This window comes from Neisseria oralis, assembly GCF_045062685.1.
GTDB classification, from domain to species: domain Bacteria; phylum Pseudomonadota; class Gammaproteobacteria; order Burkholderiales; family Neisseriaceae; genus Neisseria; species Neisseria oralis.
This window is the reverse complement of record NZ_JBJGEB010000006.1, coordinates 103,450-126,159: the sequence shown is the minus strand read 5'-3', so window position 1 is coordinate 126,159 and position 22,710 is coordinate 103,450. Positions and strand designations below refer to the sequence as shown.

General features: G+C 46.7%; 21 protein-coding genes and 1 riboswitch. Of the genes, 12 read left to right on the top strand and 9 right to left on the bottom strand.

Annotated elements, in window-relative coordinates:
• Positions 1 to 29: 29 nt before the first annotated feature.
• The 3 genes from ACI43T_RS07480 to ACI43T_RS07470 all read right to left on the bottom strand — a co-directional run bounded on the left by ACI43T_RS07480 (position 30) and on the right by ACI43T_RS07470 (position 2,264).
• On the bottom strand, positions 30 to 698 hold the full coding sequence (locus ACI43T_RS07480; RefSeq protein ID WP_405386241.1) for a hypothetical protein: 669 nt from the start codon (positions 696 to 698) through the stop codon (positions 30 to 32).
• 337 nt (positions 699 to 1,035) lie between these two features.
• Entirely contained in the window at positions 1,036 to 1,374 is a 339-nt protein-coding gene (erpA, locus tag ACI43T_RS07475) for an iron-sulfur cluster insertion protein ErpA (RefSeq protein ID WP_039851075.1), read from the bottom strand.
• Positions 1,375 to 1,568: 194 nt separating this feature from the next.
• Complete coding sequence (locus tag ACI43T_RS07470; protein WP_377080032.1) at positions 1,569 to 2,264, bottom strand: S24 family peptidase; 696 nt, start codon at positions 2,262 to 2,264, stop codon at positions 1,569 to 1,571.
• A 205-nt stretch (positions 2,265 to 2,469) separates the two neighbouring features.
• On the opposite strand from ACI43T_RS07470, the gene ACI43T_RS07465 reads away from it, so the two are divergent.
• Positions 2,470 to 2,745 carry a hypothetical protein gene (locus tag ACI43T_RS07465; RefSeq protein WP_377080034.1) on the top strand — a complete coding sequence of 92 codons (276 nt, stop codon included), beginning with the start codon at positions 2,470 to 2,472 and terminating at the stop codon, positions 2,743 to 2,745.
• Between the two features lie 161 nt (positions 2,746 to 2,906).
• Here the strand turns inward: ACI43T_RS07465 and argC are convergent, their stop codons facing one another.
• Positions 2,907 to 3,953: an N-acetyl-gamma-glutamyl-phosphate reductase gene (gene argC, locus ACI43T_RS07460; protein ID WP_297957129.1), complete on the bottom strand. Its 1,047-nt coding sequence runs from the start codon at positions 3,951 to 3,953 to the stop codon at positions 2,907 to 2,909.
• 179 nt (positions 3,954 to 4,132) lie between these two features.
• The gene (locus ACI43T_RS07455; protein ID WP_308022485.1) at positions 4,133 to 5,137 is read right to left on the bottom strand and encodes a L,D-transpeptidase; all 1,005 of its coding nucleotides are present in this window, start codon (positions 5,135 to 5,137) and stop codon (positions 4,133 to 4,135) included.
• Between the two features lie 1,259 nt (positions 5,138 to 6,396).
• Here ACI43T_RS07455 and ACI43T_RS07450 point away from each other — a divergent pair.
• From ACI43T_RS07450 to ACI43T_RS07425, 6 genes are all read left to right on the top strand, one after another.
• Positions 6,397 to 7,887: a tetratricopeptide repeat protein gene (locus ACI43T_RS07450; RefSeq protein WP_405386238.1), complete on the top strand. Its 1,491-nt coding sequence runs from the start codon at positions 6,397 to 6,399 to the stop codon at positions 7,885 to 7,887.
• 22 nt (positions 7,888 to 7,909) lie between these two features.
• A complete protein-coding gene (locus ACI43T_RS07445) occupies positions 7,910 to 9,013 on the top strand; it encodes a response regulator (protein WP_377080036.1) in 1,104 nt (367 codons plus the stop codon).
• A gap of 12 nt (positions 9,014 to 9,025) precedes the next feature.
• Entirely contained in the window at positions 9,026 to 9,562 is a 537-nt protein-coding gene (locus ACI43T_RS07440) for a GTP-binding protein (protein ID WP_009174898.1), read from the top strand.
• 6 nt (positions 9,563 to 9,568) lie between these two features.
• A complete protein-coding gene (locus ACI43T_RS07435) occupies positions 9,569 to 10,210 on the top strand; it encodes a peptidase M23 (protein ID WP_297957121.1) in 642 nt (213 codons plus the stop codon).
• 49 nt (positions 10,211 to 10,259) lie between these two features.
• Positions 10,260 to 10,619 carry a roadblock/LC7 domain-containing protein gene (locus tag ACI43T_RS07430; protein ID WP_009174896.1) on the top strand — a complete coding sequence of 120 codons (360 nt, stop codon included), beginning with the start codon at positions 10,260 to 10,262 and terminating at the stop codon, positions 10,617 to 10,619.
• A 628-nt stretch (positions 10,620 to 11,247) separates the two neighbouring features.
• The gene (locus ACI43T_RS07425) at positions 11,248 to 12,747 is read left to right on the top strand and encodes a YifB family Mg chelatase-like AAA ATPase (protein ID WP_314107256.1); all 1,500 of its coding nucleotides are present in this window, start codon (positions 11,248 to 11,250) and stop codon (positions 12,745 to 12,747) included.
• Positions 12,748 to 12,830: 83 nt separating this feature from the next.
• Here ACI43T_RS07425 and ACI43T_RS07420 read toward each other — a convergent pair whose 3' ends face one another.
• Positions 12,831 to 13,124, bottom strand: coding sequence for an accessory factor UbiK family protein (locus ACI43T_RS07420; protein ID WP_293275999.1), 294 nt, complete (start codon positions 13,122 to 13,124; stop codon positions 12,831 to 12,833).
• Between the two features lie 171 nt (positions 13,125 to 13,295).
• Positions 13,296 to 14,465, bottom strand: a complete 1,170-nt coding sequence (gene metK, locus ACI43T_RS07415; protein ID WP_405386234.1) for a methionine adenosyltransferase — start codon at positions 14,463 to 14,465, stop codon at positions 13,296 to 13,298.
• A gap of 175 nt (positions 14,466 to 14,640) precedes the next feature.
• Positions 14,641 to 14,756, bottom strand: a riboswitch (SAM-I-IV-variant riboswitch).
• 123 nt (positions 14,757 to 14,879) lie between these two features.
• On the opposite strand from metK, the gene ACI43T_RS07410 reads away from it, so the two are divergent.
• A complete protein-coding gene (locus ACI43T_RS07410) occupies positions 14,880 to 15,758 on the top strand; it encodes a lysophospholipid acyltransferase family protein (RefSeq protein ID WP_405386232.1) in 879 nt (292 codons plus the stop codon).
• 89 nt (positions 15,759 to 15,847) lie between these two features.
• Here the strand turns inward: ACI43T_RS07410 and cysE are convergent, their stop codons facing one another.
• Positions 15,848 to 16,666, bottom strand: a complete 819-nt coding sequence (cysE, locus tag ACI43T_RS07405) for a serine O-acetyltransferase (protein WP_297957104.1) — start codon at positions 16,664 to 16,666, stop codon at positions 15,848 to 15,850.
• Positions 16,667 to 16,840: 174 nt separating this feature from the next.
• On the opposite strand from cysE, the gene grpE reads away from it, so the two are divergent.
• Complete coding sequence (gene grpE / locus ACI43T_RS07400; protein WP_377080172.1) at positions 16,841 to 17,383, top strand: nucleotide exchange factor GrpE; 543 nt, start codon at positions 16,841 to 16,843, stop codon at positions 17,381 to 17,383.
• 303 nt (positions 17,384 to 17,686) lie between these two features.
• Positions 17,687 to 19,618, top strand: coding sequence for a molecular chaperone DnaK (gene dnaK / locus ACI43T_RS07395; RefSeq protein ID WP_049231333.1), 1,932 nt, complete (start codon positions 17,687 to 17,689; stop codon positions 19,616 to 19,618).
• A gap of 152 nt (positions 19,619 to 19,770) precedes the next feature.
• Here the strand turns inward: dnaK and murI are convergent, their stop codons facing one another.
• Positions 19,771 to 20,580, bottom strand: a complete 810-nt coding sequence (gene murI, locus ACI43T_RS07390) for a glutamate racemase (RefSeq protein WP_009174888.1) — start codon at positions 20,578 to 20,580, stop codon at positions 19,771 to 19,773.
• A gap of 249 nt (positions 20,581 to 20,829) precedes the next feature.
• Between murI and tsaE the strand changes: the two genes are divergently transcribed.
• Entirely contained in the window at positions 20,830 to 21,300 is a 471-nt protein-coding gene (gene tsaE, locus ACI43T_RS07385) for a tRNA (adenosine(37)-N6)-threonylcarbamoyltransferase complex ATPase subunit type 1 TsaE (RefSeq protein WP_009174887.1), read from the top strand.
• Positions 21,288 to 22,544: an N-acetylmuramoyl-L-alanine amidase gene (locus tag ACI43T_RS07380; RefSeq protein ID WP_377080175.1), complete on the top strand. Its 1,257-nt coding sequence runs from the start codon at positions 21,288 to 21,290 to the stop codon at positions 22,542 to 22,544. Before tsaE ends, ACI43T_RS07380 begins: the two co-directional genes overlap by 13 nt.
• The last annotated feature ends 166 nt before the right edge of the window (positions 22,545 to 22,710 follow it).

Here is a 22,710-nt window from a genome sequence, read left to right as displayed (position 1 = left end):
CAGACGGCCTTTAATTTAAAAAGTGGCATTTATAGATATTTCGCGGCTATGTATCCGATGGCCATAAGGGCAAAAATTCCTATTGCCGCGAAAACCCCGGTGAGGAAAGTTTTCCTTTTTTGATGGCCCAAGGCTGCGATGTTCGGATTCTGAGCCAATTCTTCGCGTAGTTTTTCTTCAAGTTCCGCACGGATTTGTCTGCGCATGAGTTTTTCCTCACGCTCTTTTTCCTGCTGGATTTTTTGTTCGATTTCGGCTTGCCTTTTGTGTTCGAACGCCAGTTTTTCTTCCCACTCAATGCGTTTGCGCTGGATAGTAGCCTCGTTGGCAGTAGAAAAATGGAAGTGGCAGACTGAACATTCCGTTGCTTCCTGATCATCAATAATGGTTCGGCAAACGGGGCATTGGTGCAACTTATTCGTAGTTTCCTCTTCTTCGTTTTTCGCGTTTGGCGTTAGTTCCATCGATTGGCGGACAATGACGTCCAAACCAAGATAATTGAAATAGTGCTGGGCATTTTCGCGTTCGTCTTGGGAACAGTTTTCTGCAATGATGGCCTGAGAACGCTCTGCTAAAGCTTGAATAAGGTCTTCAGCCTCATTTTCAGGCAGATTGTCGCGCAGACAATCATTAATCCGCTCGCGGTTTTCGCCAGGAGGATAGGAAACATACACATCGTAAAACTTTTGTTTATTCATTTCTGTCCCATTGGATAATAGATGCCCGTATATTCGGCGGTGTTTTGGTTCAAACAGATATTCCCGAAGCTGCTTATTTTGCGAAGTATAAACACTATTGGAATTACTGTCTCATATTATGGATAAAGGGTAGTTTTAAGGGTTGAACTGTGTTTGCGTATTATGCCGAAGCTCAACGGGTCTACTTGAAGATTACATTTTTCTCGTTTTTAGTTGCGTGTAAATAATTTTGCTATATATTTTTAAATTATAAGATAGTTACTCATTATTTCAAAGAGGCAATATCAAAGGCCGTCTGAAAGTTTCAGACGGCCTTTGATATTGCACAATTTAATCTTTATACAGAGAAAGACGAACCACATCCGCAGGTGGTTTCGGCATTCGGATTACGAATGACGAATTGGGAACCTTGCAGGCTTTCGGTATAGTCAATTTCTGCTCCGACTAAATACTGATAGCTCATGGGATCGACCAAGAAAGTCAACCCGCTTTTCTGTATTTCAAAATCATCGTCGTTTTTAATTTCGTCAAAGGTGAAACCGTATTGGAAACCCGAACAGCCGCCACCGTTTACAAAAACGCGCAGTTTTAAGTCGGGATTATTTTCTTCAGCAATTAAATCAGCCACCTTGGTGCAACAGCTGTCGGTAAAGATAATCGGGCTTTCGTCTGACATGATGTGATTCCTTTATATAGATGTTGCGGTAATTGTCGCGCAAACAGGTTTACAAGGCAAGTTTGGGCGGATGGCGGAAAATACAAGCCTGAGTAATTATAAAACCATCACGGAATTCTAATATGGCAAACTGCTAAACCTGTCATTTAACGCAATTAACTAAAAAAATCCAGTGTTGTTTTGCGACAATTAAATCAGATACTGCGTCCAAACCATTCTACTCGCCCGATAATGGCGACATCATCCGTAAGATGATTTAGGTCAATTTCAAAGGTTGGGTAGGCATCATTAGCCGAGATAACGTTGATAATACCGCCGGGCATCACTTGTAGGCGTTTGACCAATAGGTTTTCGTTGATACGCAATACATATAATCCGTCGCGCGGTGTGGTCTCTCCATGGTTGATTAAAATGGAGTCACCGTCATTTAACACGCCTTCCATTGAATCACCTTTCACGGAAATAACCGAGAGGTTTTTTGTATTGCGGGTAACATAGTTTTCAATCCAATCGCGCCGGAATGCCATGGCAAACATAGGTTTTTCATTGCCTGCCAATCGCCCGTGTCCAGCAGCGGCCTGAATATCATAACGAGGGATAAATACAAATTCGTCTATGTCGACTGGATTGCCGAGTGTATCGCTGATTGTTGCAGAGCTCTCTGTTGCTAAATGTGAGTGAGGGAAAGGCTCGCCTTCTCCGGTTAGCAGCCAATCGATACTGCAACCTTTTAATTGCTTGATTTTTTTTAAGGTTTCCGACTTCGGCAGTCCGCCTTCGTTCCATATGCGGCTGAATCCGGCAATGGTCATATCGATGTCGGCTGCTATTTTTGCTTGTTTGGCCTCGTTTTTCCATAGAAAAACCAGTCGGTCTTTAAAGGTATCCATTTTATTCCTTCGGAAAAGTGTAGTTTTGCTGCATTGTATCCTTTTATTTTTATATTTTACTTTATTTTTGAGAAATATGTAAGAAAAAATTTAGTTCAACTAAGAAAAAGTATTGCTTTTTTAGTTTTTACTTAGTATGATGTAAAGCATATTGAATCGCTACTTTTGAAAGTAGAATGGGCAGTTTTCTTGAAAGGAATGAAGAATGACCGGTTATAAAAAAAATACTTGGTTAGCTGTTATTGCATTAGTTATGGGCTTTGCAGCATTTCCCTTCAGTTATTCGGAAGCACAATCGACGGATGTTTCTTTGTCGGCTTTAGAATGTGAAGAAGTGGCTTATTCGTCGCTGACACAGATGAACGGTAGGCAGCAGGATTTTTCAAAACAATGCGATATAGTAGAAGCCTCCCATGATTGGGAGGAGCAATACGGCAGTTTGAATGAACAGGAGTTGGTATCTGGAGTCGTGTATGAATGATTGTTTGAAAATGCCTCAGATTTAAATGAGACTGGTTTGGTTTCTAAAGAAAATCATAATAGAAAAGACGGTATGAAATTATTAAAATCGGAACGTGTCCTCCTAAAGACCGTCTTTCTTGAATTACATAAATTGAATATAAAACAGCGTTTCTCTTTTTGCTAAGGCAAAAGAGGTGTATTCGTAAGCCCCATGCTTTCATTAAAACCGAACATGATGTTCATATTTTGAACTGCTTGTCCGGCAGCACCTTTAACTAGATTATCAATTACGGACAGAATAATCCAAACATTATTATTTTGAGGAGCACGTTGAATGCTGATACGGCAGATATTAGCACCGCGTACGCTGCGTGTTTCCGGCATAGAACCAGATTCCATAATATCGATAAATGGGTTGTCTTTATAGTAGGAGCGCAAAATTTCCTCAGGATGTGTTCCTTCTTTTAAATGCAGATAAATTGTTGCCTGCATTCCGCGAATCATTGGAGTCAAATGCGGCACAAATACAAAATTTTCGGCAATATTTTTTTGTAGTTTATTGATAGTTTGCTGGATTTCGGGTAAATGTCGATGACCTGAGATATTGTAAGCTTTAAAATTGTCTCCTGCTTCACACAATAATGAACCGATGCTTGTTTTTCTTCCAGCACCAGATACTCCTGATTTGCAGTCTGCGATAAGCGGCATATCCTCTTTTAGACAACTTTGTTTCAATAATGGTAGCAAGGGAAGGGAAACACAGGTGGGATAACAGCCAGGATTGGCAATTAAGTGGGCTTTTGCAATGTCCTGTTTGTTCATCTCGCATAATCCGTATACGGCCTGCGAAACTAAATGAGGACAGGCATGAGTCATACCGTACCATTTTTCCCATATTGTAATGTCGTGAATTCTGAAGTCAGCCGACAGGTCAATAATACGAACTCCTTTGGCTAATAAATCGGGTACTTCTTTCATGGCAACTCCGTTGGGAGTGGCGAAAAAGACGACATCACATTCTTCCAGTTTGGCATCCTCAGGAGACTGAAAAGTTAGTGTGTAAATGCCACGTAGACTAGGAAAGTGGTCCGAGACTATTTTGCCGTTTTCGCTGCGGCTGGTAACAGTTGTAACTTTGGTATTAGGGTGTGTAGCTAATAAACGCAATAATTCGACACCCGTATAACCAGTTGCGCCAACTATGCCTACGTTAATTTTATCTGACATGGGTATACCTTTATTTCATATTCATACTACAAAGCGGTTGGGGACAGGGCAGCTGGAAAACGATGTAATTTATTATAGCGAATTTTAGGGTTTAACTTGGTAAAGAGATGAGTGTGATGGTGAAGAAAAGGCCGTCTGAATTTTTCAGACGGCCTTTTTGCCATTTTAGTTAAAAAGTATCAAAACAATACTTCTGTAGGCTCACTATTTTCAGGTATGGGGGTAGTTGTGTAGGTTGATCCAGCAGGTTTCCTCGAATGATTTTGTGTGTCTGATGCCGATGTGTTAGAGGGGACAAAGGTGGCAGATGCAGCTTTATCTGGAACAAAATCGTCGGCATTGACTTCAATTTCAGAACCCGCCGGCAAGACATCATTTTGTACTGGGACAGGCTTCGGCATAAATTTGGGTTTACTGTATACTGATGAGCCGTTTGTCCAGGCCAGAGATTTCAGCGGCATTGTAAGTTTTGCGCCTTTTGCGCAAGTCAAACAATTGGCTGTACCTGTTCGAGCTTTTAGAATGGCGTCTATTCGTTTGCTATTGATGTTTTTACCATTGGCTTTTGCCCATGCCGCAATGCTTTTTCGTAATGCGTCAGTATTAAGATTTTTTTTATTATATGGATCGCGGTATGCGGCCAACCATAGGTTTTTATTGGCATCCTCATTTAAAGAAGCCATTTGGTAAATGACATAGGCGGGCGAGCCTGTTGTAATAGTTGTAGCAAATTCCAATGCATCGGGGGATTTCATACGTACGCATCCATGACTTCGTATGCCGGGTACACTTGCGGGGGTATTTGTTCCATGTATGCCTAGCCCAAGCTTTGGATCTCCTAGGCGAACAAATACTGGTCCCAAAGGATTTTTGGGTCCGGGCGGAACCGATTTCACGCCGTCGCCGCGTTCTTTTTGGATGGACTGGGGAATATGCCAAGTCGGGTTAAATGCTTTAACACCAATTTTGTGTTCCCCCAAAGTAGTCTGAGTCATGCTTTTCCCTACGGCAACAGGATAGGCTTTAGTTAATTGTCCGTCCGTATAAATAAAGAGGCGTTGTTGCGGTATGTTTATAAAAACGTGTTGGCCTTCCGATGCGGGGGATACATCAGGGATGGGGGTGGCGGCAAAAGCTGTTGCGGCAAGCGGTAGCGTCAATAAGCCAATTCCGATTTTTTTCATTGGTAGTGTCTGTGTTTCAAGATTTAAGTTGAAAAAGATTTGGTGCATAATACCTCAATCTGTAGTTTTTTGTGTGAGAATATGCTTTTTGCTAGGGATTTTCCACTAAAGAGTTGGGGATTAATTGAGTAATGTTTTGTATATGGTTCTCATTGTATTAAAACAGTGGTCCTTGAATTTCGTGTGCTGCTTTTTGGAGGATGCACCCCACACACTACAAGATGGGGATTCGTCTGTGATGAGAGACCTTACCAAATTCAGACGACTGAAAGGAAGCATCGTTGCTCAATCAGCATTTTTGATTTTTCTGGATTAGCTATCCTAAATAATAGAGTATCGTTATACGAACCAATCAAACGTCCCTCTATTAGGGATTGTTTTGCCAATGCTTTGAACTGGTTTGTATTACATTTAAATACAAGGAGAAGCGTGTGGCTATAGCAGACAAATGAGTGCATTGCACTATCGCTCGAAATTCTGAGTAAGGAGAAAATGTGTTGACGTGTTGAATCCATTGGGATTGTACATGTGCCCGACGAACGTGTAGAATTTGCATGTTGCTATTTTAATACATTATAGTGGCCGTGTTTTGTGGCGTATGTGGCGCACTTGAATTATATCTATTACTTTTAAATCAAATTAAATCAAAGATGTAGAAGAGGATTTAAGTTTGTCATAAATAATTATAAGGCCCAGCAAATTCTGATCCGCGTGCGGAAAGCCCGGTATTGTTAAATTAGCTATGCATATTTATTGTCCTTGCGAATAAACGAGACTGTTTGAAATTTGAGGTTTAGATAAAACAGAAAAATAAGGTAGTTAATATTTGTTTATGTGAAGTTCTGCTGGAATATGTTTCTATGCAGTGTGTCTTTTTGCAGAAAATGTTTCAATATTTGGCAGAGAATGTAACCGTGTCGAACGTTTATTTCTTTAAAAAGCCGTTTGAAACGATATTGCGGCAATTGGTGGATTGATATGATAAAACACTGGGCTGCTAAACCTACTGTGAGTATGTTTGTAATACAGAAATAACGTACTATTGGGGCCAAAATAGGCTATTCTATTCCTTAGCCAATTGGAGGTTAATGAGTATGTCTTCATATGCGTAACGCCAATAGCTTTGTGTAAGTTGTAATTCAGCAAAACTGTTGAATGTACAAAATGGTTTTTAATGTAATTATCGGTAAATCATGTTATCATAAAAAACTTAGGGGATAACATGATTGAGCATTTGAAATTAAGTGCCAAGTATTGATATGTGCAGTTCGATTGACTGCAATGCATTATCGGGAGGTGTTCTTGAATTATTACTTTTAATCATATTGCTGGCTCTTTTGCTGCTGGTTTTGCTGTTTGCCCGCCATAAACAGGGTAGTTCGGCAGCTGGTAGGTCTGCTAAAGTGGCTAAAGCATCACAGAATCATCACCAAATTCAGGCAGACGAGGTCTCAGAGAATGAAGACTGGATGGATAAGGTCAACCAATCCGTTTCAAATGCAGGTGTGCAAGATTGGGAATGGGGGGATGGTGGGTCTAGTACATCGGCCACGTCTGTTTCTGCACAAGAGGTCGATCCTTTAACAGAATACCAAGTTTATAAGCAATTTGGGTATGAAAGTAAAGCTGCTGAATCTCTTGCTGGCTATTTAAATAATCTGACTGATACAGCACCTGAAAAATTAGTACATGAGTTGATAGGGTTAAATCTGCGTGTTGGCAACATTGATATGTTGGCTGAAACCTTGGATCGACATGGCGCAGTGTTAACAGAAGATGCCTTAGTAGAATACATTAAGGCAGGGCTAATGGTTGAGCCAAATCATTTACATTTGCGAGTGCTGGCTGAAAGCAAATTAGGTTGGAATATACAGGAAGTTTCTCGTCAAATCGGAGAAAAGACTGGTTTAGAGGAAAATAATGCGTCTAATCCAACATTAACTATTGAATCTAACAATCAATCGGTTGCAACTAATTCTTCCAAACGCGTTCCTATTGTTGTAGGGCAAACAGAATTTGATAATATCACTCCAGAAGAAATGAGTGCTGTTATAGGTTTTGTAAAACCTGAACAAAGCGCTAAAATTTTAAAAGATAAAGTTAGTTATGAAACCGCTCTCCAACAATATAACCGTGCTATCCAACATTCTCCAAAGCCTGCTAGTTTGATTATTGATGCTTTGAGATTAGACTATCAAAATGAAGAGGTTGGGCAGTTTGCAAAACATTTGTGGAAACTTTATCACTCCTTGGGTCAGTATGGACGACAAGTGAAGGAAAGAATGTTGGGGTGGGGATACAGTCTGGGTTATCACGATTTATTTGATGATTTAGAGAAAGGCCCTACTGAACAACAGATACAAAAAATCGGTTTAGAAAGAGGGTATTTGCAACCTACTTCATCGCAGGTCAAGGCCAAGTATCGTGATTTAGTTCAAAAGGATTCTTCGATAATCAGCGTGAATTCGTCTCCTGCTGATGAGGCTTTGAAAGAAGTTGAATCCCTATTGATGTATGGCCAATTAGATCAAGCGATTGGTACGCTAGAGCAGGCCGTATTACAGTATCCCCAAGAATCGCAATTATATATTGTATTGTTTGATCTGTATGAACGTGCCGAAGATTGGCCTCGTTTGGAGCAGTTTTTACGATTATTACGTGAACGTGTAGTAAGTCTGCCGGAAGAAGTCATCTTAGCAATGAGCCGTTTGTTACAACGAGTTAACCAACATTCTAAAAAAATAAAATAATTTAGTTAGAGAGTACCAAATAATGGACAATCTGTTTCCTAAAATTAAGACCATACGGATAATGTTGCAAGAAGTGGGTGAGCAACAAGAAGCTGTGTTTCGTATGGCATTTAAAATGCACAATACGACGAATTACGAAATTGTTACTTCAGAGTCAGTAGATCAGCCAGATTTGATACTGGTTGATACAGATACGGAAAAAGGTATTGAAATATGGAAAACTTTGAAAAAAGAATATCCGACAGTGCCGGTTGCTATGTTTTCCAGTGCTGAGCCAAATGTAATAACTCCTTATCTCCCAAAACCGATTAAATTTGATACATTGTTTCCTATTTTGCGTAGTTTGTCTCAAGGAGGGAATGTTTTTGAACCATCAAGTCATCAGTCTGAGGATTCTACGGATAATGAGGATAAGCAAATTACGTCTCGGAAGGCTGTTATTCGTCGGTTTAATCCTCAAAAAGGTCTATTGGGTGCATTGAAATTCGCTAGTCAAGGACATCAGGATATTGCAGTATTGCATGATGGTAAACCTGTATTGATTGTGTTTCCGAGTATTCAGAGAGTCTTATTGACTATAAGCACCACTGATTTAGAAAAATTGTGCAAAGATGATGACGTCTCAGTAATTTGTAAGGCGGTTCCTGATAATCCACAATGGAAAGAAAAAGCAAAAGTAACTATTATGTCATGCTTATGGCAAATGGCAATTTGGACTGCTCAAGGACGTTTGATTTATCCGATGACGCCACATACTGTATTTACATTAAAACGTTGGCCAAATTTAACCCGTTTGGCGCATGTGCCTGAGTCGATGAGATTGTCAGCTTTCTTGACGAAAACATCGGTTAATTTGAATATTCTCTATAAAGTAATGCCTTTGGAAATGCCAGATATTTTGAATTATTTGGCTGCAACGTCGATTACAGGATTCTTGGCAACGGACAGTGAATATGCAACAGAACAAGCAAATGTCTCTGCAGTAGCAACAGAACAAATTAGTGTGAACAGCGACGTCCCAGATGATCAAATGGCAAAAGATGCAGAAAAAATGGCGGGTCCGTCAAAAGAACAGCCTCGTGGTTTATTACAGCGTTTAATGCGAAAACTGCTTGGAAAACATTAGGAAGGACAAGTAATGAAAGAAAATAAAATTATATTTACCGGTCCGGTTGGTGTAGGTAAAACTACTGCCATTTCCGCTTTGTCAGATGAACCTCCTGTACAAACAGACGCTGATGCTTCCGATATGACTTTAGTCCGTAAAGGTTATACAACGGTTGCTATGGATTATGGTGTTATCCATCTTGATGAGGAAACTAAAGTCCATTTGTATGGAACGCCAGGGCAGGAACGGTTCAATTTTATGTGGGAAATTCTTAGCCAAGGCAGTATGGGTTTGGTGCTCTTATTAGATAATACTCGTACGAATCCTTTGAAAGATCTGCAGTTCTTTTTAGATGCCTTTAAGGAATTGTTGAAGTCAGCTCCGTTAGTTGTTGGGGTTACAAAAATGGATATACGTTCTTTACCAGGTGTTGATGTGTATCAGAAATATTTAGCGCAAAATAATTTTAATGTTCCTGTATTTGAAATTGATGCACGTCGAGAGGATGATGTAAAACAATTGGTCAGTGCAATGTTATTTTCAATTGATCCAGGACTGGAGGTATAAATTAAGATGGAAACTACACTTTCTTTACAATCAAATTTATACCCTAAAGTAACACCGGCTGGTGCTTATTATGCTGTTTCGGGAGATACACCTAGTGCAAGTAGGACATTGTTATACGGGTTGCTTCGTGCAGAACCGACGGAGGCTATTAGCAGTGAGAAAATTTTAGCATGGACAGATACGAGCGATATTAATACAGCGCTTAATTTATTATATCGTTTGCAGCGTTTAGAATTTTTGTATGGCGACGAAAATGTTGGTACAGACGATATTCATTTGACTGATGAACAATTGCCTGATGTGCTTGCACCTTTGTCTAATTCGGGTAAGGCGCTATTAGCTGATGAGAAGGGGCTGTATTTTGCAAATGTTGGTTTCCATCATGAAGCAGCTGAGGAGCTTGGTCTTTTAGCTAGCAAAGTTGCTAAAATGGAATCTGATCATCAGTTATTAATAAGAAATAATCTGCACATTAATAATAGTGCATGGGGCGTTTGTGATCCATCGGGACAAAGCGAATTGACTTTTTTCCCCCTTTACATAGGGTCAACAAAGTTGATTTTGGTGATAGGTGGTATGCCTGATTTAAATAAAGAGGCATTTGTTACTTTAGTCAAAGTGTTGTATCACCGGTATGGGAGCCGTTAAGGTTGAGTTTATATGGCACAGGTAATTTTTATTTTAATGGGATAATGGTATGCAACAATTATTAATATCTGTATTGAGTGATCTAAACAATACATCGGTTGACATAATCGCATCAGCTGTGATTTCGACAGATGGATTACCAATTGCGACTTTATTACCGAATCACCTTAACGCAGATCGTGTTGGTGCAATGTCTGCTACTTTGTTGGCGTTGGGTAATCGTTCGGTTCATGAATTGGCGTGTGGTGAATTAGATCAAGTTATGGTTAAGGGCAAAAATGGGTATATTTTGCTGAGCCAAGCAGGGGATAATGCTGTTTTAGCACTTATTGCCAAAGAAAGTGGCAAATTAGGCCTTATTCTATTGGATGCTAAACGAGCTGCTAAACATATTGCAGAGATTTTGTAATAGTCTTAATGCAATATTTTTGTATGTGAATTTGCTGAATGTGTTATTTGTAACAACTTTGATGACATAGGGTTGTCTTTAGTTTTAAGGATAACCCTTTATTGTTTTACTACTGGTATCTCCAATGTAGGTGTGCGACATCTGCGATAAGGGTAAGTGCACTTATTTGTATTGAGTAAAATAATCTGACTGGATTTTGTAGTTGTGGAACAGTATTGTCCCATTAATCAGAGGATTTTTGATAGTTTTGGAAGCGTATAACACTTAAATCGTTAAGCGCGACGGGACACGAGTGATGTAAGCAGGAAGAGCAACAGAAAAAGCGATCTAAACAGGAGTTTGCTGAACAAGAAGGGATTTGATGTGAAAGTTGTGTCAGTTATAATTTAAAAAGGCCGTCTGAAAATTTTTCGACGGCCTTTTTCTAAATGTTATACATAAAAGACCTTAAATGAACGACTTGGCTTAATTAAATCAAATTGCTTGAAGTCTTTCCCAAAATATTGCAGGAAGTTTGTTGGGGTCATTATGAATAATAGTATGAAACATTTATGGTATTCTTTTGAAATATAACATCTTGATTTTAAGTATTATCAATGAAAATTTCATGTTTTAAGGAACGTCTGAAATGAGTTTTGCTGTAGTCAATAGCAGGGCCCTCTGTGGCATGAGTGCGCCGTTGGTAGAAGTGGAAGTTCACCTTGCTAACGGTTTGCCGCAATTTAATATCGTGGGTTTACCAGATACAGAGGTAAAGGAAAGCAGGGATAGAGTCCGTGCTGCCATTATCCAATCCGGATTCGATTTTCCTGCCAAAAAAATTACGGTTAATCTTGCGCCTGCTGATTTACCTAAAGAATCGGGACGATTCGACTTACCTATTGCCATCGGTGTTTTAGCAGCATCTGGTCAGATTGATGCGGCTGATTTGGCAAAATATGAATTTGCAGGTGAACTTGCATTGTCGGGTGTTTTAAGGCCTATACGCGGGGGGCTGGCTATGGCTTGGCAGGCGCAGCAGGCGTGCCGCCGTTTTGTTTTGCCCTCCGAAAATGCCGTACAAGCTGCCATAATGAAAAATATCGAAGTATATGGAGCCGGCAGTTTAGGGGAAGTGGCTGCACATTTGAACAATGTTATACGGCTGCCGCAGACTGTGGCCGTTGCACAGCCTCAAACGGATGAAACTACTCTGCCGCTACCGGATTTAAAAGACGTAAAAGGTCAGCATACGGCAAGATTGGCCTTGGAAATCGCTGCTGCAGGAGGCCACAGCTTATTAATGATGGGGCCTCCCGGTACGGGTAAATCTATGTTGGCACAGCGGCTGCCGTCTATTTTGCCGCCTTTGACTGATGAAGAATTAATTTCGGTTTGGGCGCTGCATTCACTTTTGCCTCAGCATAGTCAGAAAACAGACAATTCCCGTCCTTACAAAGCGCCGCACCACTCTGCCAGTGCAGTCGCCTTGGTTGGCGGAGGTTCGGATCCGCGGCCGGGAGAAATTTCCTTAGCCCACAAAGGAATTTTGTTTTTGGACGAACTCCCCGAATTTGACCGCAAGGTGTTGGAGGCGTTACGCGAACCGATGGAAAGCGGGGAAATCCATATTTCGCGGGCGGCAAGGCAGGCGGTATTTCCGGCGGAATTTCAACTTGTTGCTGCGATGAATCCCTGTCCGTGCGGATTTTACGGCCATCCCGTCAAGCCCTGCCGCTGTACGCCCGATAGTATCCAACGTTACCGCAACAAAATTTCCGGCCCTTTGTTGGACAGGCTGGATTTAATCATTGAAGTTCCCGCTCTGCCTGCAGCCGATTTGGTTCAGGCTCAGGCGGGGGAGAGCAGTGCGGAAGTATTGAAGCGTGTTGTCAGGGCACGGGAAAGGCAATATGTACGGCAAGGGAAACTCAATTCCGGCCTTTCGCCCACAGAATTGGACAACATTGCTGCCATCCCGAAAGAAGCGAGAGAGACGCTGGCGGCTATGCTGGAAAAATTGTCGTTGTCGGCGCGCAGTTTCCACCGTATTTTACGTGCCGCCCGGACGATAGCCGACTTGGAAGGCAGCGGCGAGGTCTTGCGGGCACATGTTTTAAAGGCAGTGGGTTTCCGACGGACGATGTGAGGCTGTATTTCTCAGGATGAAGAAATAAAACCGATTGCTATTCAGCAACCGGTTTTATTTTTATTTCCGCTTTTCAGACGGCCTTATTCAATCGGTTTCGTCTGCCCGGTGGTTTCGGCCGTTTCTAAAACGGTTTCTTCTGATGTGCGGGCGCTTTCCAGTTTCGCCAGACGCTCTTCCAGTTCGACCAGTTTGGTGCGGGTTTTAATCAACACCTGCTGCTGGATGTCGAACTCCTCGCGGGTAACCAAATCCATGCGGTTGAATGCACTGGACAGCATGGCCTTGACGTTTTTCTCAACGTCTTTGGCGGGGCTGTTGGCGATGGTTTCGCCGAGTTTGGAAGTAACTTCTTCAAAGATATGTTTGCCAAACATGGTGTGATTCCTTTTACTGAAAACGGGTCTGCCTGCATTGTATAGCGAATCAGGCCGTCTGAAAATAAGATGAGGTATTGGGCAGCTTTGCTGCTTTCTGTTTTCGGCTGCATTACAAAACGAGGCCGTCTGAAAATTTCAGACGGCCTTTACTGTTTCATTCCGCAATTCTTACAATCCTGCCGCTGCTTTCAGGGTGAGGGCTTTATCGGTGCGTTCCCATGTGAATTCGGGCTCTTCCCGGCCAAAGTGTCCGTAGGCCGCGGTTTTGCCGTAAATCGGGCGGAGCAGGTCGAGCATTTGTACGATACCTTTTGGACGCAGGTCGAAATGTTCGCGGACAAGTTTAATCAGTTCGGTTTCGTTCAGTTTGCCGGTGCCGAAGGTGTCGATGGAAATGGAAGTAGGCTCGGCGATACCGATGGCGTAGGAAATCTGAATCTGGCATTGGGTGGCCAAGCCTGCGGCGACAATATTTTTGGCGACATAGCGGCAGGCGTATGCGGCGGAGCGGTCAACTTTGGACGGGTCTTTGCCGGAGAACGCGCCGCCGCCGTGCGGGGCCGCGCCGCCGTAGGTATCGACGATGATTTTGCGTCCGGTCAGACCGCAGTCTCCGTGCGGGCCGCCGATGATGAATTTGCCGGTGGGGTTGACCAAATATTTGGTCTCTTCGGTCAGCATTTCAGACGGCAGAACCGGTTTGATGATTTGTTCGATAACGGCTTCGCGCAGCTCGTCGTAGCTGATGCCTTCGTCGTGCTGGGTAGAGAGGACGACGGTGTCGATGCGTTTCACTTTGCCGGTTTTGCTGTCGTAAACGGCGGTAATCTGGGCTTTGGCATCGGGACGCAGCCACGGCAGGCTTCCGTTGCGGCGCAGTTCGCTTTGGCGCTGCATCAGGCGGTGGCTGTAATAGATGGCAAACGGCATCAGCACCGGAGTTTCGTCGCAGGCATAGCCGAACATCAATCCTTGGTCGCCGGCACCTTGTTCCAAATCAAGCCCTTCGCCTTCGTTGACGCCTTGTGCGATGTCGGGCGACTGCTGTCCGTAGTTGAGCAACACTTTGCAGGAATCGGAGGAAAAGCCCAAATCGGACGACCGGTAGCCGATGCGGGCGATGGTTTCGCGTGCTATTCTTTCATAATCCACTTTGGCGGTGGTGGTGATTTCGCCTGCCAGTACGCATAAATCGGTGGCAACCAGAGTTTCCGCCGCTACGCGAGCCTTCGGGTCTTGCGCCAGGACGGCATCTAAAACGGCATCGGAAATCTGGTCGGCAACTTTGTCGGGGTGGCCTTCGGAAACGGATTCGGAAGTAAAGAGATATTCGCTCATTGTTTAAATTCTTTCTTGATGGAACAAGCTGTTATCTTTTCAGACGGCCTGTTGTTTTGATAAATAGAGATAGTGAAAATTATAGCAGGGTTCTATCTTGACCAGCCGACTCAAATAAAAAATATTCTCAATCGGCTTCGGGTATTCGTTTTACGCAGGCAAAAAAAATCCCGCATCAGGCGGGTTTGGATTGCTCTTGCGAGCCACATCGACCTTTACAGTCGTCCACCTTACTTGCGGCTGCCGCCGACAAGCAGGTTGGCATGGAATTCCCAACTCTTAATGCAAGGCGGATGGTAGCAGATTCGGCGGCGGGCGGCAACCGGACGGATTTTCAGACGGCCTTGTCATCCGAGCTTTTGCCTGTTTTCGTTTTCCATTACAATCAGCCGAAACCCGCACGAAGACAATATCATGCAAACCCTGATTATCATTCTTTTTAAACTCTTTTCCCTGTTGCCGCTGAAATTCCTCCACGCCCTTGGCGATTTCTGGGGCGGCATTGCCTGCCGCATCATGAGTGAGGACCGCCGCCGCGTTATCGACAACCTTACCGCCGCGCAACTTCCGGCCGACGACCGAACCGTCAAAGCCGTCTTTCAGGAAACAGCTAAAGGCGGGCTGGAACTCCCCGTGGCCTTTTTCAGACAGCCTGAACGCATCGAGACACTGTTTAAGGCAGTTTACGGCTGGGAGCATGTTCAGACGGCCTTGGATGCGGGCGAGGGATTGCTGTTTATCACGCCGCACATCGGCAGCTACGACCTTGCCGGACGCTACATCAGCCAGCAGCTTCCGTTTCCGCTGACCGCCATGTACAAACCGCCCAAATTCAAAGCGATGGATGCGGTGATGCAGGCGGGGCGCGTGCGCGGCAAGGGTAAAACCGCACCTACCAATATGCAGGGAGTAAAGCAGGTGATCAAAGCCTTGCGTGCCGGCGAGGCCACTATTGTCCTGCCGGACCATGTCCCTTCGCCGGAAGAAGGCGGAGACGGCGTATGGACGGAATTTTTCGGCAAACCGGCCTACACGATGACGCTGGCGGGCAAACTTGCCCAAGTCAAAGGCGTGAAAGCCCTGTTTTTTTGCGGCGAGCGTCTGCCTGACGGTCAGGGTTTCGCGTTGCACATCGAACCGTTACGCGGAGAACTGAACGGTGATAAGGAACACGATGCGCGGATTGTCAACGAAAATACCGAATACTGGATACGCCGTTTCCCGACGCAGTATCTGTTTATGTACAACCGCTACAAACACCCCGCGGGTGCGCCGCTGCCGCCGCAGCGCTGAGTGTGGAAGGACAAACCGAAAGGCCGTCTGAAATTCTTTAAATGATTTTTCAGACGGCCTTTCGGTTTTTATTTGTCGGGCGGGACAGTTCAAATAATGAACTCGACTCCCGACAAATCAATGTTCTGATCCATATCTGCCGACGGCGCCTTAACCGACCTGCCGACAGGTTTGGCGGGAACGCCGACCACGGTAATCGAAGACGGCACGTCGGCAACGACCACGCTGCCCGCACCGATTTTGGCGTTGGTACCGATGCGGATGTTGCCCAATATCGAAGCGTTCGCGCCTATCATCACGCCGTCGCCGATTTTCGGATGGCGGTCGCCGCTTTCCTTGCCCGAGCCACCGAGCGTTACGCCGTGCAGGATGGAAATATTGTTGCCCAACACGGCGGTTTCGCCGGCGACGAAACCGGTGGCGTGGTCGAGCATCAGCCCATGACCGAAACGGGCGGCGGGGTGAATATCGACGCCGAACACTTCCGACATACGGTTTTGCAGGAAATACGCCAGCGTTTTGCGGCCGTTTTGGTAGAGCCAATGGTTGATGCGGTGCGCCTGAATGGCGTGGAAACCTTTGAAATACAAGAGCGGCAGCGAATATTCGTCGCAGGCGGGGTCGCGTTCGTAAATGGCTTTCAAATCGGCTTCGACGCAGTTGCTGATGCGCGCGTCGCTGCCCAATGCCTGCTGGTAGATTTCAAACAGGGCGCGCACGTCCATAATCGGGCTGCCGAGTTTGCTGGAAAGGTGGTAGGCGAGGACGGAATCGAGCGAGTCGTGGCGCAACACGGTTTGGTGCAAAAAGCTCGCCAACATCGGTTCGGCGGCTGCGGCAGTTTCGGTTTCTTCGCGGATGGTGTGCCACAAATCGAAATCTGTCGTATTGAGATGGTCTTTTTTCATGTTAGAGGCCGTCTGAAAATTAAGTAATGGCAGTATCTTACCGTTTATCCACATGACGGCAAAGCAGATTAACGCATAAATTTATAGCAGGTAATTCTAACCACGCTTGAAAAAATTTCAGACGGCCATATATGGGACAGCATTGAAAATCGCCAAATTTTAAGGACATGAATCATGACCGAACAAAACCAACCTGTTGAAGAAGAAACCGTTATCCCGGAAGCCGATACGGTGCAGCCGGAACCTCAGGAACCGCCGACTTACGAAGAATTGCAGGCGCGTATCGCCGAGCTGGAAGGACAGTTGAAAGACAGCGAGCTGCGCGGTCTGGCGAACGAGCAAAACCTGCGCCGCCGCCATCAGCAGGAAATCGCTGATACGCACAAGTTTGCCGGACAAAAATTCGCCGCCGAAATGTTGCCGGTCAAAGACTATCTCGAAATGGCGCTGCTTGACCAAAGCGGTAATTTCGACGCGCTGAAAATGGGTGTGCAAATGACGCTGAACGAATTGCAAAAAGCGTTCGACACCACGCACATCAAAGAAATCAACCCGCAGCCCGGCGACAAACTCGACCCGCACCAACATCAGGCGATGCAGACAGTCGTCAGCGAGCAAGAGCCGAACACCATCGTCAGCGTCATGAAAAAAGGCTACACCCTGTCCGACCGCGTACTGCGCCCCGCGATGGTTGTCGTGGCGAAAAAAGAAGCCTGAAGGCGCCGCTTGATGAAGTTTATCAAGCATAAAATTTTCAGACTACCCTTCCCCGCCCCTCAAGCCTCAATCCCGCTTTTGGAAAATCATTCCGATGATGCCCAATCGGAAAACAAAGACAAGGCCGTCTGAAAAATAAAATACCGACCTGTGGATAAATAGTTTAATCTGTTGAATTTTATATTTAAAAAATTTCAACAAAGCTCTTGAAAAAATATCGGGCAACCCTATTTACAGGTCAACGGAACAAAATGTTCCACACAATTATTAATTTAGAAAAATCTTTTTAGGAGCAACATCAATATGGCAAAAGTAATCGGTATCGACTTAGGTACAACCAACTCTTGTGTATCCATCTCTGAAAACGGTCAAACCAAAGTTATTGAAAACGCAGAAGGCGCACGCACTACGCCGTCTGTCGTCGCTTATCTGGACGGTGGCGAAGTCCTCGTCGGCGCACCGGCAAAACGCCAAGCCGTAACCAACGCTAAAAACACCATCTACGCTGTCAAACGTTTGATCGGTCATAAATTTGAAGACAAAGAAGTCCAACGCGACATCGAATCCATGCCTTTCGAAATTATTAAAGCCAACAACGGCGACGCATGGGTGAAAGCGCAAGGCAAAGAGCTGTCTCCGCCGCAAGTTTCCGCAGAAGTCCTGCGTAAAATGAAAGAAGCCGCCGAATCTTATTTGGGCGAAAAAGTAACCGAAGCCGTGATTACCGTTCCGGCCTACTTCAACGACAGCCAACGTCAAGCCACCAAAGACGCAGGCCGCATCGCCGGTTTGGACGTAAAACGCATCATTAACGAGCCGACCGCAGCCGCGTTGGCATTCGGTATGGACAAAGGCGACAACAAAGACCGCAAAGTAGCCGTATATGACTTGGGCGGCGGTACCTTCGATATTTCCATCATCGAAATCGCCAACCTCGACGGCGACAAACAATTCGAAGTATTGGCAACCAACGGCGACACTTTCTTGGGCGGCGAAGACTTCGACCAACGCCTTATCGACTACATCATCGCCGAGTTCAAAAAAGAACAAGGCATTGATTTGAAACAAGACGTGATGGCATTGCAACGTCTGAAAGAAGCTGCTGAAAAAGCCAAAATCGAATTGTCCAGCGGCCAGCAAACCGAAATCAACCTGCCGTACATCACTATGGACGCAACCGGCCCGAAACACTTGGCAATGAAAATCACCCGCGCCAAATTCGAGAGCCTGGTTGAAGACCTGATTGCCCGCTCTATCGAACCTTGCAAAATTGCATTGAAAGATGCCGGCTTGAGCACCAGCGACATCGACGACGTAATTTTGGTCGGCGGTCAGTCCCGTATGCCGAAAGTACAAGAAGCCGTTAGAGACTTCTTCGGCAAAGAACCGCGCAAAGACGTGAACCCTGACGAAGCCGTTGCCGTAGGCGCAGCGATTCAAGGCGAAGTGTTAAGCGGCGGCCGCAGCGATGTATTGCTGCTGGACGTAACGCCCCTGTCTTTGGGTATCGAAACCATGGGCGGCGTGATGACCAAGCTGATTCAGAAGAACACCACCATCCCGACTAAAGCGTCGCAAGTGTTCTCTACCGCCGAAGACAACCAAAGCGCAGTAACTATCCATGTGCTGCAAGGCGAACGCGAACGCGCCTCCGCCAACAAATCTTTGGGGCAGTTCAACTTGGGCGACATCGCACCCGCACCGCGCGGCATGCCGCAAATCGAAGTCACCTTCGACATTGACGCCAACGGTATCCTGCACGTTTCCGCCAAAGACAAAGGCACAGGCAAAGCCGCCAACATCACCATCCAAGGTTCTTCAGGCTTGAGCGAAGAAGAAATCGAACGCATGGTGAAAGATGCCGAAGCCAATGCTGAGGAAGATAAAAAACTGACTGAATTGGTCGCTTCCCGCAACCAAGCCGAAGCCCTGATTCACTCTGTGAAAAAATCTTTGGCCGACTACGGCGACAAACTCGACGCAGCCGAGAAAGAAAAAATCGAAGCCGCGTTGAAAGAAGCCGAAGAAGCTGTGAAAGGCGACGACAAAGCCGCCATCGATGCCAAAGCCGAAGCACTGGGTGCAGCCAGCCAAAAACTGGGCGAAATGGTTTACGCACAAGCACAAGCCGAAGCCCAAGCAGGCGAAAGCGCACAAGCCGAACCGTCTTCCGCCAAGAAAGACGACGACGTGGTAGATGCCGACTTTGAAGAAGTAAAAGACGACAAGAAATAATTGAGGTCGTCTGAAAAAAGCGCGAATCGTAAGGTTCGCGCTTTTTTACGGCTATTTGAAGGCGTATGCCGGCTGCTGCACGGAAAATTTCTTTACAATGAACAAGAGGCCGTCTGAAAAATCTTTCAGACGGCCTCTGTATCTGAAAAGCGTCAGCCCAGCGTTACCATTTCAATCTGCTCCATACTGCGGCCTAAGAAGCGCTCGCCGATGGTGCGGAAGCGCAGCGGGATGTCGCTGACGTAGAAACGGTAATCCGGTTCGGGATTGTCCGTATTAAGCAGTCCGGCTTGGGCCAGTGCTTTGGCGGCGGCCTCGGCGGTAGTGATGGCGGAATCGACCAATGTTACGTCGGGGGCTTCCTGACGGATGAGCGGTTTGAGCAGCGGGAAGTGGGTACAGCCGAGCACCAAGGTGTCGATGTTGTCCACCAGCAGCGGTTTCAGGTATTCGCGGGCGGTCAGGCGGGTTACTTCGTGGTCGAGCCAGCCTTCTTCTACCAGCGGGACGAGCAGGGCGGCGGCTTGGGTGCGTACCAATGTGTCGGGGTTGCGGCTGTGGATGGCGCGGGCGTAAGCGTTGCTGTTGACGGTGGTGTTGGTGGCGATGATGCCGATTCGGTTATTGCGCGTGGTGGACAGTGCGGCTTCGGCTCCCGCCGAAATAACGTCGAGCACGGGCATATTGCCTGCCTTTTGACGGATTTTCTGGCCTGCGACTGCGGCGATGGTGTTGCAGGCGATGATAAGCGCCTTGACGTCCTGTTCCAGCAGGAAGTCGACGATTTGCAAAGCGAAGGTTTCGATGGTGGCGCGGGATTTGGTGCCGTAAGGAACGCGGGCGGTATCGCCGAAATAAACGATGTTTTCCATCGGCAGGCGTTCCATCAGTGCGCGGACGTTGGTCAGCCCGCCGACGCCGGAATCAAATACCCCGATGGGGCGCTGTTTGCTGGTGCTCATATTGTATGCGGTGTGATGGGTTCGGGGGTATTGTACACGTTTTCAGACGGCCTTTTCATCCGTATCGGGCCGGCGGTTCTTCAGGCCGTCTGAAAATGGAATGCGGCAGGATTTTGCATACGCACGCGTTTTCCGTTTTCAGACGGCCTCTTGCGCGCGGTCTTAATCTAAATTTATCTTTTTGAAGGTTTGCAAACACGCGTCAATCCAGCATAATTACCACTTTATAATTCCGACAAGGCCGGTTTCATGGATTTTGGTGCACCCGTTTCCCGTTTTCTGCCCGACGAAGAAGCCACCCTGCAACTGGGGGCGGATTGGGCGGGAACGCTGGCGGCACCATTGACGGTTTATCTGCAAGGCAGCCTGGGGGCGGGCAAAACGACGTTTACCCGCGGCCTGTTACGCGGCTTGGGGTATGCGGGCGCAGTCAAAAGCCCGACTTATACTATAGTCGAATCCTATATTCTGCCGCAATTTGCACTGCATCATTTCGATTTGTACCGTTTCGCTTCGCCCGAAGAATGGGAAGATGCGGGTTTGGACGAGTTGTTCGCTTCCGACTGCGTCTGTTTAATCGAATGGCCGCAGCAGGGCGGCGGATTTACCCCGCCGGCGGATATTACCGTTTCACTCAACCACACCGACGGCGGCAGAGCCTGTACGCTGACCGCCCATACTGCCAACGGCCGAAAAAGTTTAGAAGCATGGTTAAACTGACCCGAAGACAAATCGTCCGCCAAGCGGCCGGTTTCCTATTTGTCCTGACCCCGATTTCCGCCGCGCTCGCCAAAGCATCTCCGCCGCCGCAATTTGCCGCTGTGCGTATCTGGCCGGCGCAGGCCTATACCCGTATCACCATCGAAGCGACCCGCGCCCTGAGTTACCAGCATTTCACGCTGGACAATCCCAGCCGTTTGGTGGTGGACATCGGCGGCGCCAGCATCAACAGCGTGTTGCAAGGCATTTCGAGCAAAGTCCAACCCTCCGACCCCTATATCCGCAGCGTGCGTGCCGGACAAAACACGCCGACCACCGTGCGCGTGGTCATCGATCTCAAGCAGAGCGTGAATGCGCAGGTGTTCACCCTGACGCCTGTCGGCGGATTCAAATATCGTCTGGTCATCGACCTTTACCCCCAGCATACCGCTAATTCGGACGACCCGATGATGGCGCTGCTTAACGGCAATGCGCCTCCGCCGCAAACTCCGCGTCCGTCGCAACAGCCGGAACGGGAACCTTATGTCCCGTCAGAAACGGCGCCCCGCCGCGGCAGCCGCCGTCCGATTGTGATGCTGGACCCCGGACACGGCGGTGAAGACCCCGGTGCAATCAGTGCGGGCGGTTTGCGCGAAAAACATGTGGTGTTGTCGATTGCGCGTGAAGCCAAAAGGCGCCTCGAATCGCTGGGTTACACGGTTTATATGACGCGCAACGAAGACGTGTTCATCCCGCTCAATGTGCGGGTTGCCAAGGCAAGGGCGCGCAGGGCGGATGTGTTCGTTTCCATCCACGCCGATTCGTTCACCAATCCGACCGCGCGCGGAACGGGGGTCTATATCCTGAATCCACGCGGTGCGTCGAGTGCCGCAGCGAAATTCCTCGCCCAGACGCAGAACAACGCCGATGCCGTCGGCGGCGTGCAGAGCAGCGGCAACCGTCATGTAGACAATGCCATTCTCGATATGACGCAGACCGCCACCATGAAAGACAGCCGCAGGCTCGGCCAATCGGTGTTAAGCCAGTTGGGGCAGCTCAACAAGCTGCACAAAGGGCGTGTGGACGAAGCCAATTTCGCCGTATTGAAAGCCCCCGACATTCCGTCTATTCTGGTCGAAACCGCATTCTTGTCCAATCCCGACGAAGAGCGGCTGCTGGCCAGCGCGTCGTTCCGCCAGCAATGCGCGCAGGCGATTACCACGGGCATTCAGCGTTATCTGAACACCGCAGCTTTGCACCGGTAAAAGGGTTATAGTTTACCGAGAGGCCGTCTGAAAATGTTTCAGACGGCCTCTGTCATCGATTGGGCGGGCATACGGACAAGAAAGCCGGCCCGCCGCCCCAAGCCCGTACAAAAAATGTATAATGACCGCCGTTAATTCCTATTTTCTGCCGTCAAACAAAAGCAGC